Origin of the sequence: Actinomadura sp. NPDC048032 (genome assembly GCF_040653175.1) — a bacterium.
In the GTDB taxonomy this organism is placed as follows: domain Bacteria; phylum Actinomycetota; class Actinomycetes; order Streptosporangiales; family Streptosporangiaceae; genus Spirillospora; species Spirillospora verrucosospora.
In genome coordinates this window covers 1-12028 of sequence record NZ_JBEZJP010000243.1, presented here as the reverse complement: position 1 = coordinate 12028, position 12028 = coordinate 1, and the positions used below count along the sequence as shown (strand labels likewise).

Annotated in this window: 13 protein-coding genes and 1 other RNA gene; 6 read left to right on the top strand and 8 right to left on the bottom strand. The window is 72.5% G+C overall.

Features of this window, described 5'->3' with window-relative positions; all coding sequences use genetic code 11:
- Positions 1–71: 71 nt before the first annotated feature.
- Positions 72–1514: an MFS transporter gene (locus AB0C69_RS26790; RefSeq protein WP_360357951.1), complete on the bottom strand. Its 1443-nt coding sequence runs from the start codon at positions 1512–1514 to the stop codon at positions 72–74.
- A gap of 92 nt (positions 1515–1606) precedes the next feature.
- Here AB0C69_RS26790 and AB0C69_RS26785 point away from each other — a divergent pair, with 92 nt between their 5' ends.
- Entirely contained in the window at positions 1607–2101 is a 495-nt protein-coding gene (locus AB0C69_RS26785) for a helix-turn-helix domain-containing protein (protein ID WP_360357949.1), read from the top strand.
- Between the two features lie 63 nt (positions 2102–2164).
- On the opposite strand, the gene AB0C69_RS26780 is transcribed toward AB0C69_RS26785, so the two are convergent.
- Both AB0C69_RS26780 and AB0C69_RS26775 read right to left on the bottom strand, forming a co-directional pair.
- Entirely contained in the window at positions 2165–3013 is an 849-nt protein-coding gene (locus AB0C69_RS26780; RefSeq protein ID WP_360357947.1) for an LLM class flavin-dependent oxidoreductase, read from the bottom strand.
- Positions 3014–3054: 41 nt separating this feature from the next.
- Positions 3055–4224, bottom strand: coding sequence for an FAD-dependent monooxygenase (locus AB0C69_RS26775; protein WP_360357945.1), 1170 nt, complete (start codon positions 4222–4224; stop codon positions 3055–3057).
- A gap of 110 nt (positions 4225–4334) precedes the next feature.
- Between AB0C69_RS26775 and AB0C69_RS26770 the strand changes: the two genes are divergently transcribed.
- From AB0C69_RS26770 to AB0C69_RS26755, 4 genes are all read left to right on the top strand, one after another.
- On the top strand, positions 4335–4898 hold the full coding sequence (locus AB0C69_RS26770) for a TetR family transcriptional regulator (RefSeq protein WP_360357943.1): 564 nt from the start codon (positions 4335–4337) through the stop codon (positions 4896–4898).
- Positions 4899–5003: 105 nt separating this feature from the next.
- Positions 5004–5162, top strand: a complete 159-nt coding sequence (locus AB0C69_RS26765; RefSeq protein ID WP_360357941.1) for a hypothetical protein — start codon at positions 5004–5006, stop codon at positions 5160–5162.
- 46 nt (positions 5163–5208) lie between these two features.
- Complete coding sequence (locus tag AB0C69_RS26760; RefSeq protein ID WP_360357939.1) at positions 5209–6585, top strand: glycosyltransferase family 2 protein; 1377 nt, start codon at positions 5209–5211, stop codon at positions 6583–6585.
- A gap of 244 nt (positions 6586–6829) precedes the next feature.
- Positions 6830–7186 (top strand): hypothetical protein, encoded by a 357-nt coding sequence (locus tag AB0C69_RS26755; protein ID WP_360357937.1) that lies wholly within the window; start codon positions 6830–6832, stop codon positions 7184–7186.
- A gap of 34 nt (positions 7187–7220) precedes the next feature.
- Here AB0C69_RS26755 and AB0C69_RS26750 read toward each other — a convergent pair whose 3' ends face one another.
- The 5 genes from AB0C69_RS26750 to ffs form a co-directional block, all read right to left on the bottom strand.
- Positions 7221–7778: a DUF5063 domain-containing protein gene (locus AB0C69_RS26750; protein ID WP_345178836.1), complete on the bottom strand. Its 558-nt coding sequence runs from the start codon at positions 7776–7778 to the stop codon at positions 7221–7223.
- Positions 7771–8370: a recombination mediator RecR gene (recR, locus tag AB0C69_RS26745; RefSeq protein ID WP_345178833.1), complete on the bottom strand. Its 600-nt coding sequence runs from the start codon at positions 8368–8370 to the stop codon at positions 7771–7773. The genes AB0C69_RS26750 and recR overlap by 8 nt, the downstream gene beginning before the upstream one ends.
- Positions 8371–8412: 42 nt before the next feature.
- The gene (locus tag AB0C69_RS26740) at positions 8413–8781 is read right to left on the bottom strand and encodes a YbaB/EbfC family nucleoid-associated protein (RefSeq protein WP_345178832.1); all 369 of its coding nucleotides are present in this window, start codon (positions 8779–8781) and stop codon (positions 8413–8415) included.
- Positions 8782–8969: 188 nt separating this feature from the next.
- Positions 8970–11309, bottom strand: a complete 2340-nt coding sequence (locus AB0C69_RS26735; RefSeq protein WP_360357935.1) for a DNA polymerase III subunit gamma and tau — start codon at positions 11307–11309, stop codon at positions 8970–8972.
- Positions 11310–11394: 85 nt separating this feature from the next.
- An RNA gene (gene ffs / locus AB0C69_RS26730) (signal recognition particle sRNA small type) lies at positions 11395–11490 on the bottom strand.
- Between the two features lie 59 nt (positions 11491–11549).
- Between ffs and AB0C69_RS26725 the strand changes: the two genes are divergently transcribed.
- Positions 11550–11894, top strand: a complete 345-nt coding sequence (locus AB0C69_RS26725; RefSeq protein WP_345178828.1) for a DUF952 domain-containing protein — start codon at positions 11550–11552, stop codon at positions 11892–11894.
- Positions 11895–12028: the final 134 nt, after the last annotated feature.

Genomic DNA, 12028 nt, shown 5'->3' with positions numbered 1-12028 from the left:
GTCAACTCATGTCGCCGCACCATGGCCACCATCAAGCCACAAACCAAAGATCCAGATCCGCAAAACAGGCCCTAGGCGGCGGTACTGATGGGGGCCTGTGCCGGTTCGGTCGCCTTCGCGGGACGGGTTCGGAGGCCGAACGCCGTGATCAGCGCGGCGGCGACGGCCGCGGCGAAGGGGACGGCCAGGGCCGTTCGCAGTGCGTCGAGGCGGGCTTCGGGGGAGCCGCCCCCGCCGAGCGCCGCGACCTGGACGGCCGTCACGGCGGAAAGGCCGAGGGCCGTGCCGAACTGGATCGCCGTGTAGAGCAGGCCGCCCGCCAGGCCGTGCTCGCTCTCGTCGACGCCGTCCGTGGCCGCCATCGTCAGCGGGCCGTAGGCCAGGGAGAACGCCAGGCCGAGCAGCGCCATGATCGGGAACATGGCGGCGTAGGCCCAGTCGAGCCCGACCGGCAGGAAGAGCCCGTAGGAGACGGCCGCGAGGACGAGGCCGCCCAGCAGGACCCGCGGGTTGCCGAAGCGGTTCACCAGGCGCGGGGTCAGCGTCGGCGCGAGCACGGTGTCGACGCCGATGACGAGCATCGCCAGCCCGGTCTGCCAGGTCGTCCAGCCCCGCAGTTCCTGCAGGTACAAGGTCATCAGGAACTGGAATCCGGCGAATGCGCCGATGAACAGCAGCGCGCTCGCGTCCGTCCGGACGAGGGCGGCCGACCGCAGGACGCCGAGCCGGACGAGCGGGCTGGGCGACCGGCGCTCGATCACGGTGAACGCGGCGAGGAGGAGCAGGCCCGCGGCGAGGACGACGGCGGTCAGCGCGGTGCCCTCGCCGGGGTGCTCCAGCCGGACGACCCCGTAGACGAGGAGGAGCATGGCGCCCGTGACGGCGAACGCGCCCGGCAGGTCGAAGTCGCGGAGCCCCCTCCGCGGCCCGGCGGCGCCCGGGTCGGCGACCAGCGGGACGGCCGCCGCCAGCAGCAGCGCCGACAGGATCACCGGCGCGAAGAACACCCAGCGCCAGCCGAGCGACGTCAGCAGGCCGCCGGCGACGAGGCCGAGCGAGAAGCCGCCCGCGGCCGTCCCGGCGTAGACGCCGAGCGCCCGGGTGCGCGCCGGCCCGGCCGGGAACGCGGCGGTCACCAGCGCGAGCCCCGCCGGGGCCATGAACGCCGACGCGACGCCGGTGACGAACCGCGCGACCAGCAGCATCCAGCCCTCGGTGGCGAGGCCGCCGAGTCCCGAGAACACCAGGAAGACCGTCAGCCAGAACAGGAAGACCCGGCGCCGGCCCAGCAGGTCGGCGGTGCGCCCGCCGAGCAGCATGAACCCGCCGTAGCCGAGCACGTAGGCGCTGATGACGCCGCTCAGCATCCCGGTCGACAACCCCAGGTCCGCCCGGATCGACGGCAGCGCGACGTTGAGCATCGCCACGTCGATCCCCTCCAGGAAGACCGCACCGCACAGGACCAGCAGCGACGCCCATGCGCGGCGGTCCATGCGGGACGCGGATGTGGACATGACCCGGCTCCTCTCCGTCGAGGCACCGGTTCCCCTGATGGATGCCGGTTCCCTCTTGTTACCGGCAGCATCGTCCGACACCATCGGGAGGCATGGAAGACGGAACATTTGCGTCCCCCGGTTACTGCGGGGTTACCGATGCGGACGAGGCCGTTCTGCAGTGGGACACCCGCAACGACTGCGAGGTCCGGCAGATCCTCGACCGCATCGCGGACAAGTGGTCGCTGCTCGTCATCGCGCTGCTCGACCAGCGCTCCCTGCGCTTCACCGAGCTCCGCCGCCGGATCGACGGCATCAGCCAGCGGATGCTCGCGCGGACGCTCCGGCACCTCGAACGGGACGGGCTCGTCAGCCGCACCGTGCACCCGACCGTCCCGCCGCGGGTCGACTACGCGCTCACGCCGATGGGCGCGACGCTGCACGCGACGATCCGGTCGCTCGTCGTGTGGACGGAGGAGCACCAGAGCGCGATCGCCGCCGCCCGGACCGCCTACGACGCCCGCGTCGAAGCCGAACGGCGGGAGGCCGAGCGGGAGGCCGCCGAACGCGACGCCCTGGCGCGCGACGTCCTCGCCTACCGCCGCTGAGCGCGCGGCGCGCGAGGATCACAGCCCGTCCCGCGACAGGCCCCGCTCGGCCGTGCCGCTGGGCTAGAGCGCGGGCGGACCCTGCTCGATGCGGCGCAGGACGGGTTCGAGGTGCTCGTTCTCCTCGGTGCCGATGATCCGGCGCTCGTCCCACCAGGTGGCGCCCGCGTCGGCCAGCGGGCCGACCAGGTCGCGGGCGTCGGCGGGGCTGGCGCCGCCGACGACGATCTCGAAGGGCCCGTCGCCCTCCCGGTGCCGCCGGACGTAGGCGGCCAGGTCGCGGACGTCCTCCACGGCGGGCGCGCGGCCGTGGGAGCCGGGGCCGAACAGCGGGACGGCGCCGTCCCAGCGGGCGGCCCGCCGCATCGGCCGCCGGTTGGGCCAGAACCCGGCGATCCACACCGGCGGCCGCGGCCGCTGCGCCGTCGCGGGCAGCAGCGCCACGTCGTCGGCCCGGTAGTGCCGCCCGTGATGCGTGACCGGTTCGCCGGACCAGTAGCGTTCGAGCAGGCCGAGCCCCTCGTCCAGGCGCTCGGCCAGAAGGGCGGGGTCGGTGGGCTCGCCGAACGCCCCGTACTCGTCGGCGACCGGACCGCCGAGGCCCGCCCCGAAGACGGCCCGGCCGCCGCTCAGGACGTCCAGCGTGGCGACCTGGCGGGCCAGCTGCTGCGGACGCCGTCGCGGGACCGGCGTGACCAGCGTCCCGAGCCTGATCCGCTCGGTTGCCAGCGCCGCCGCCGTCAGCAGCATCCACGGATCGCCGAAGGACTTGCGGTCGCTCCTCACATGGACGACGTGGTCCCACACGAACAGCCCGTCCCAACCGGCCTGCTCCGCCGCCGCGGCGACGCGCGCGACCGTCCTGGGGTCGGCGAAGTCCCCGAAGTTCGGAATGTTGATCGAATATCGCACCCCCGCATGCTGCGCCCTCCCCCGCGGCCGCGGCAACAGGCTCAGCGGCGAGCGGGATCGGTGGACAGCTCGGAGAGGTTCATCGCCATCGTGCGGTGGACGGCGGGGATCCAGTCGAGAGTGCGCAGCAGGGTGTTGCGCGCGCCGCGCAGCACGGGGCTGCCCACGGTCGCGACGTGGGTCATCCTGTCGGTGAACGCGACGACCTGCTCGGCTATGGGACGGCGCTCGGTCTCGTACTCGTCCAGTACGGAGTCGGGGGCGCCGTCGCCCAGCACGGCGGCGAGCTTGCCGGCGAGGTTGAGGGCGTCCTGGATGCCGGTGTTCATCCCCTGCCCGCCCGCCGGGCTGTGGACGTGGGCGGAGTCGCCGGCCAGGAAGACGCGGCCCGCGCGGTAGCGCGCCGCCAGCCTGTGGTGGACGCGGAAGCGCGAGCTCCACACGACGTCCTCGACCAGCGCGGGACGGCGCCTGGGGCCGCGAGCGTCCAGGAGCGCCTGGACGTCGGCGGCGGTGGGCTCCTTGGGCGCCTCGTCGACGGTCGCGACGATGCGGTGCCGCCCGCCGGGGAGCGGCGCGACGACCGTGACGCCCTCCGCGGAGAAGAACAGCATGACCTCCTCGCTGCCGCCGGCCCAGTCGAGACGCACGTCGGCGAGGACGAACGACTGCGGGTAGGCATCGCCCTCGAAGGCGATCCCGGCATGCTCGCGGACGGTGCTGTGCATTCCGTCCGTCCCGACCGCGTAGGCCGCGCGGATCCGCTCGCCGCCGACCAGGGTGGCCGTCACCCCGTCCTCGTCCTGCGTCAGGCCCGTCACCTCGTACGGCCGGTGCACAAGGCCGCCCGCCGCGCGCAGCCGTCCGAGCAGGATCTCCTCGGTGACGTTCTGCGGGACGAGCAGCGTGTACGGGAAGTCGGTCGGCAGGTCGCCGAACTCGACGGTGAGCAGCACGCGGTCCCGCTCCCGGACGGTGAAGCGCGGCACGACGATCCCGCGCTCGACCAGTTCGCCGGTCGCCTCGATCTCGCGCAGCACCTCCAGCGTGCGGGCATGGACCACGGCCGCCCGGGAGGTGTTCGCGCCCTCCGCCGCCCGGTCCAGCAGGACCGCGTCCACTCCCTTCTGCCGCAGCGACGCGGCCAGGGACAGGCCCACGGGCCCGGCGCCGACCACGAGCACGCCGGTGGACTCCGGAAGAGCATTCATGATCACTCCTGTTGCCAATAGCCGTTTGCCAACATGTGTTGGCCAACGTGAGATGGACTCTAAACCGTTGTCCGCACGTTTGCCAACAGTTGATGGCATATGTTGGCGGCATGGCCTTCACCGAGCGGTCCGCGCCCACCCGGACGGCGATCCTGGACGCGGCCCGGCGCCGGTTCGCCGAGGACGGCTACGACCGCGCGACGATCCGGGCGATCGCGGCGGACGCCGAGATCGACCCGTCCATGGTCATCCGGTACTTCGGCAGCAAGGCCGAGCTCTACGCCGCCGCCTCCGCCATCGACCTCGCCGTGCCCGACCTCGCCGGCGCCGGTGACCCGGCGGCCGCCTACGTCGAGTCCTTCCTGGCCCGCTGGGAGGCGGGCGAGAACACCGCCGAGGCCGTCCTGCTGCGCACGGCCCCCACCCACCCCGACGCCGCGGCCCGCGTCCAGGCCATCTTCGACGAGGAGATCGTCCCCGCCCTGCAGAAGGTCCTGCCGGACGACCCCGGCGCCCGCGAGCGCGCCGCCCTGCTGCTGAGCCAGACCCTCGGCATCGCCTACAGCCGCTACCTGCTGGGCATCGAACCCCTGGCGTCCATGGACGTCCGCGAGATCGCCGCCATGGCCGTCCGGGCCGCCCGGGTCCCCCTCCACGCCCCGCGCACGCCCTGAACCCGCGGAGGCCGGAGGGAGACCCTTTGCGCGGGGCCGGTGATCATTTGAGGGGCCGCGGGGTACGGCGAGGATGATGATCAAACTGCGGCGAAGGGTCTCACCATGTCCTACGGGTCGGCGGCCACCGGCGGAACGCTCGCCTACACGGGACTCGCGATGGGCCACACCTGGCTGGCCGCCGCCGCCCTCGGTCTGGTGCTGCTCGGCTCGGTGTTCGTGAGATTCGGGTTCCGGCGCGGGCGCGGGCCGCTTGAGCACTGAGTTCCAGGCACCGACCGCCCGTTACGTCCCGCCGCGGACCCGGATCATGCTGGCGGCACTGCCACTGGCCGGGTTCGCCGTCTGGGCCATGACCCATCTCGTCGCGACCGTCACCACGTTCACGACCTCGTTCGGGGCGATGTGCGTCGCCTGGACGGCCTCGTTCCTGACGTTGTGGTGGGTTCCGGTGTCCTGGATGGAGCGGCCGTTCCGGGCGTCCGGCGAGCAGCGCGCCGCCCTCGACGCGTTGACCGTGGCCGTCCAGGTGCCCGTCTACAACGAGGATCCGGCGGCGCTGCGGGCATGCCTGCGCTCCGTGCTGGCCCAGAGCCGCCGGGTCGACCGCGTCCTCGTCGTCGACGACGGATCCGTGGACGCCCGCGGCACGCCCGCCACCCTCGACGACGTGCGCCGCGAGTTCGAGGAGGCCGCGTCGGCGCTCGGCGTCGAGACCGCCTGGGAGCGCACCCCGAACCGGGGCAAGCGGTTCGCTCAGATGCACGTCCTCGCCACCGACGACGCCGACGTCTTCGTCACGCTCGACAGCGACTCCGTCCTCGACCGGCACGCCGTCCGGGAGGGGCTGCTGCCGTTCGCGGACCCGCGCGTGCAGTCGGTGGCCGGGCACGTCCTGGTCCTCAACCGGACGGCGAGCCTGCTCACCCGGATGACGTGCGTCCTGTACCTGCCGTTCACGCGCGGCGTGCGCAGCGCCCAGTCGGTGCTGCGGCGGGTGACGATCAACTCGGGGACGCTGGCGTTCTACCGGGGCGACGTCGTCCGCCGCTCCGCGGGCGTGTACGAGCACGAGGGGTTCGCCGGCCGGCCGATGCAGATGAACGACGACTCGATGCTCACGTTCTACGCGCTGCTCCAGGGTGACACCGTCCATCAGCCGAGCGCGATCGCGTTCACGCTGGTTCCAGAACGGCTGGACCACTACCTGAAGCAGCAGCTGCGCTGGATGCGCGGGACGACCGTGCGGCACCTGTGGTGGCTGCGGTACATGCCGGTGACCGGTGCCGTGTTCTGGATGACGGTGAGCGAGTACCTGCACCTGGTGCTCGCAGTGCTCTTGCCGTCGGTGCTGCTGCTCGACCCCTCCTCACGGGCGAACCTCGGCGCGGTCGCCGCTTCCGGGACGCAGGTGGGGATCGTCCTGTGCTACCTGTCGGGCCTGCGCATCTTCACGGTGCGGCGCAGCGACGAATCACCGTGGTCGCGCGCGGCGCTGTTCGCATGCACGCCGTTGATCGCGCTGTGGCGGCTGCTGGTGCTGCGCCCGCTCTACCTGTACGCGATGTGCACGTGCCGCCGGGTCGGCGACTGGGGGACGCGCAAGGCCGTCGAGGTCTCGCTTGCCGAGCCGGCGGGACTGCCCGCGACGTCGCCTGCTCCCGCCGGCTCTCTCAAGAAGGGTTGACCGGTCGACCGGCCGAGGCCGACGGACTGGGGCTGGGGGGCTGGGGCGTTAAGGGGCCAAGTGCTGGGTCGATGGGGTTCCTGAGGCGCTGGTGACACGAGGGTTGCCGTGCCGTAAGCGCTATGAGGCCTTCCCGGCCCCGTCCAGATCATTTCTGAGGACCACCCGGACGTGGGGTCAAGCGTCTATGTAAAGGCAGACGTTGGCGGGGTGCCGGGGCCATCTCGTCCACCAGGGATCCGTCGTGCTCGTACCGCGGCTCGGGGCGGTGCTGTGCGGTGCGGCGGTGAAGGAGTCGATGGGAGAGCTGATGGGCGGATTGGACGAGTTGCCGAAGGTTCGCCGGGGACCCCTACCGTCCCTCTACGCCGCACTGCGCCGGAAGGCCCCGCAGGTGGCGGCGGCGCGGCCGGACGGCGGCGGCGGACTGCTGCACGTCTCCTACCGGGGGCAGGAGGCCCGGGTCGCCTGGGACGACGACATCGAACAGTTCGCGTGGCGGTCCGGAGGCAGCGGCCAGATCGGCTCGGACGTCGAGAAGGCGGCCGAGCTGATCGCGTGGGCGCTCGGCGCGCGAACCGGCCCCGCCGCGTCCGGCTAGGCGAGCCGGTCGGGTCGGGCGGGACCCAGTCGGATCAGGCGGGGGCGGCTTCCGTGGCCGCTTCCGTGGCGACGCTCAGGCGGGCGTTGGCGACGAAGGCGTGCAGGGCTCGCAGGGCGGCGCCGGCGTGGTTGCCCCAGTGGTTGAAGTACGAGTACTGCCACCACCAGAGGGCCTCCAGGGGACGGTCCTGGTTGTAGTGGCGGAGCCCGTGGACGAGGTCGCTGGCGACGTCCACAAGGTCGTCCGACAGCCGGTAGGAGGTCGGCTCGGTGTCCTTGTAGGGGTCGAAGACCTCGACGTACTCGTCCATCGCCTGGAGGCGCTCGGCCAGGCCCTGCCGGATCGAGTCGAGGTCGGGGTCGTCGCCCACCTCGGGCTCCCAGTTGTCCGGGAGGATCACGTCGGCGCTGGCACCGAGCTGCGCGCCCGCCAGGATGACCTGCGACACCTCCAGCAGGAGCAGCGGGATGGTGTGCGTCCCGCCGTCGCCGCGGGCCACCGCCTCCAGGCCGTCCAGGTAGTTGTCGACGTGGCACGCGACGCGTTCGGCGAGGGCGTTCCAGTCCTGCGGGCTGTTGGTGTCAGACATCGAGCAGCCTCCGTCCTTCGAATGCGCGGCCCAGCGTGACCTCGTCGGCGTACTCGAGGTCGCCACCCACCGGAAGGCCGCTGGCCAGTCGGGTGACGGTGATGTCCATGGGCTTGACCAGCCGGGCGAGGTAGGTCGCGGTCGCCTCGCCCTCCAGGTTGGGGTCGGTCGCGAGGATCAGCTCGGTCACCGTCCCGTCCGCGAGCCGCTGCATCAGCTCGCGGATGCGCAGGTCGTCCGGCCCGACCCCCTCGATCGGGCTGATCGCGCCGCCGAGCACGTGGTAGCGGCCCCGGAACTCGCGGGTCTTCTCGATCGCGACGACATCCTTGGACTCCTCCACCACGCAGATGACGTGGGGGTCGCGGCGCGCGTCACGGCAGATCCGGCATTCCTCTTCCTCCGCGACGTTCCCGCAGGTTTTGCAGAAGCGGACCTTGTCCTTGACCTCCTTGAGCGCCTTGCCGAGGCGCTCGACGTCGGCCGGATCGGCTGCGAGGAGGTGGAAGGCGATCCGCTGCGCGCTCTTGGGGCCGACGCCGGGCAGCCTGCCCAGCTCGTCGATGAGGTTCTGGACCACCCCTTCGTACAACGGACCCCTCCTTTACTGGTCGTCTTCTGCCCGCGCCCCGGTTCAGGCGCCGCCGAGGCCGGGGAAGCCGCCGGGGATGCCCCCGCCGCCGCCGAGCCCCTGGGCGAGCGGGCCCATCTTCTCCTGCTGGAGCTCCTGCGCCTCGCGGGCGGCGTCGCGGATCGCGGCCAGCACCAGGTCGGCGACCGTCTCCGCCGTGTCGGCCGGGTCGTCGACGTCGATCGCCTTCGGGTCGATCGCCAGGCCCGTGACCTCGCCCTGCCCGTTGACCGTCGCGGTCACGAGCCCGCCGCCGGCGGTCCCCGTCACCTCGGTCTCCGCGAGTTCGCGCTGGGCGTTGAAGAGCTGCTCCTGCATGGCCTGCGCCTGCTGCAGGAGTTCCTGCATGTTCAGCTGACCACCGGGTTCCACGGTGCACTCCCTCTTCCGGCCCCCGAGGGCCTTCTCTCTGGCGCTCCGCCAGCCACCGGACGTCCGTCCCACGAGACTACGGGTTCCCAGGCCGTTTCGGTACGCGAGGACCCCAGCGCGCCATTTCGGAAGCACATCCGGGATTCGGCCGCCTCCCCGGCCCTGCCGCCGGGCTCGGCACGCTGGGCTCAGGAAGCCGAGTTGTCGATCTCGCGGATGATCTGACCGCCGAGTTCGCGCTGGATGAGGGCCATCCCGCTCATCTCCGCCTCGGTGCCGTCGGCGTCGGCGTCGCCCTCCGGATCGACCTCGTCGCTCTCGTCCACGGGAGAGGGTTCGGGCGGCGGCGGGGGCTCGTCCGGCGGCGGCGGAGGCGGCTCCGGGCGCCGGTCGGCGCTCGGCGCGGACGGGCGCGCGGACGGCTGGGCGGGCGGCCGCGGCTGCGGTGCCGGGTTCGGTGTGGCCGCCCCACCGAACCCCGCGCTAGGGCCCGGCCTTCCCCCCGGTGGGGACCCGCCGCCGGGCGATCCGCCCACGACCGTCTCGATCCGCCAGTCGACGCCCATCCGCTCCTTGAAGACCTCGCGCAGGACGGCGTCGCGGCCGCCGTTGACGAAGCCGAGGCGGCGTCCCTCCGCGTCGAAGCCGAGGGTGAGGATCCTGCCCTCGAGCGAGACCGGCTGCACCCCGGACATGATGACCATCCAGGTGGCGCGGCTCTTCTGCTTGACGGCCTCGACGACGTCCGGCCAGAGCCGCTGGATGGTGGAGAAGTCCGCCCCTCCGCCGCCTGCGCTCGACGCGGCGGGCGCCGGTGGTGCGCTGGAGGGTGCGGGCGGTGCGCTGTACGCGGGCCGCGCGGCGGTCGGCGCGGCCGAGGACTGGGCCGCCGCAGCCGGGCTGGTCGTAGCCGAGGTGGCCGCGGGCGGGGTGTCTGGGGCCGGGGTGGCTGTGACTGGCGTAGCTGGAGCAGCTGTGGTGGGGGCGGCCGTGCTCGGGGCGGCTGCACGGTTATCCACAGAACCGGATTCTGCGTGTGCCGTACCGGGGGCGGGGTTGACACTGGAAGTGGGGTCGGCCCCCCGGGAGGGAGGGGACTGGGTTCCGGGCGTTTGAGAACCCCCGTCGCGAGAAGACGTCCCCCCCGGCTGTCCTTGCTGTCCTTGCGGCCCCGAGTGTCCTTGCGGCCCAGACTGACCTGACTGCCCTGGCGTTTCCTGCGCGGGACCACCCTGCGCGGGACCACCCTGCGCGGGACCACCCTGCCCCGCGCCGCCCGGGGCGGGGGCCGCGGACGCGAAGGCCTGGGCCAGAGGGTCACCGCCCTGCCCGCCGCCGAAACCGCCCTGGCCACCGCCGAAGCCGCCCTGGCCGGCCTGGCGTTCCAGACGGTCGAGGCGCGCGAACATGGACGCCTCGTCCTCGTACGCGGCCGGCAGCAGGATCCGGGCGCAGATCAGTTCCAGCAGCAGCCGCGGGGACGTGGCGCCCCGCATCTCCGTGAGCCCGGTGTGCAGCAGGTCGGCGGCACGCGTCAGCTCACCGGGCCCCATCGAGGACGCCTGGCGCCGCATGCGCTCCAGCTCGTCCGGCGGGAAGTTCAGCAGCCCCGAGCCCGCGGCCTCCGGGACGTTGGAAAGGATCACCAGGTCGCGGAGGCGTTCCAGCAGGTCGGCGGTGAAGCGGCGCGGGTCCTGGCCGCTCTCGATCACGCGGTCGATCGCGGCGAACACGGCGGCGCCGTCCCGGGAGGCGAAGGCCGCGACGACCTCGTCCAGCAGCGCGGAGTCGGTGTAGCCGAGCAGCGACACGGCCCGCGCGTACGTGATGCCCTTCTCGTCCGATCCGGCGAGGAGCTGGTCCAGGATCGACAGCGTGTCGCGCGCGGAGCCGGCGCCGGCCCGGACCGCCAGCGGCAGCGCGGACGCCTCGTACGGGACGTCCTCGCTCTTGAGGATCTCCTCGACGAGGTCCTGGAGGACGCCCGGCGGGATCAGCCGGAACGGGTAGTGGTGGGTCCGGGACCGGATCGTCCCGATGACCTTCTCCGGCTCGGTCGTCGCGAACACGAACTTCAGGTGCGGCGGCGGCTCCTCGACGAGCTTCAGCAGCGCGTTGAAGCCCTCGCGGGTGACCATGTGCGCCTCGTCGATGATGTACACCTTGAAGCGCGCCGCGACCGGGGCGAAGAAGGCCCGTTCCCGCAGGTCGCGGGCATCGTCGACCCCGCCGTGGGAGGCGGCGTCGATCTCGATCACGTCGATGTGCCCGGTCCCGGACGGCCCGAGCGCGACGCACGAGTCGCACTTGCCGCACGGGTCGGGGGTCGGCCCCTCCTCGCAGTTCAGCGAGCGGGCGAGGATCCGGGCGCTGGACGTCTTGCCGCAGCCGCGCGGACCGCTGAACAGGTACGCGTGGTTGATCCGGCCGTTGCGCAGCGCCTGCTGGAGGGGCTCGGCGACGTGTTCCTGCCCCTTCAGCTCGGCGAACGTCGCTGGCCGGTACTTGCGGTACAGAGCCAGACTCATCGGGGGTCCGCCCTCCCTCGAGAAGCAGAGCGTCAGAAGCGCCGTGTCGCCGTGGACCGGCCGTCGCGGGCCGGTCGCCGTCAAACCAAGGGACCCCCCGCACACCCGCCAGAGCCTGCTTATCCTTGCTGCCTTCCGGCCCTGGGGAGGTTCACAGGGTGACGCCGTGCGAGGGGTCTGCCCAAAGTCTATGGCATCCCCGGCCCCGGATGGCCACGCATTCCAGCGTAGTCTCCGCCCATGCCCGCCTCTTCCCAGGACACGCTCCTGCACATCGCCGAACGAACCCACTGGGAATCCGCCCGGAGCACCGGCGTGGCGTACACCATGTCCACCCTGGGCCGGACCCTGGACGAGGAGGGCTTCATCCACTGCTCGTCCGACCTCGCCCAGGTGGACGGCGTCCTGGGCCGCTTCTACGGTGACGTCCCTCGCGACGCCCTGGTTCTGCTGGTCATCGACGTCTCCCGCCTCGACGCGCCCGTCCGCCACGAGCCCGCCGGGGACGAGCTGTTCCCCCACGTCTACGGACCGATCCCGGTCGACGCCGTTATTGATGTCAGGTCACTGCCCGAGAACCGGTAGGCTTCCGCGTGGAGGATTCGCCTAGTGGCCTAGGGCGCACGCTTGGAAAGCGTGTTGGGTTCACGCCCTGAGCGCGAGGAGGATCTCCTCGTTCAGCTCGGAGGGGCAGTCCTCGCAGCGGCCGAGCTTGCGCT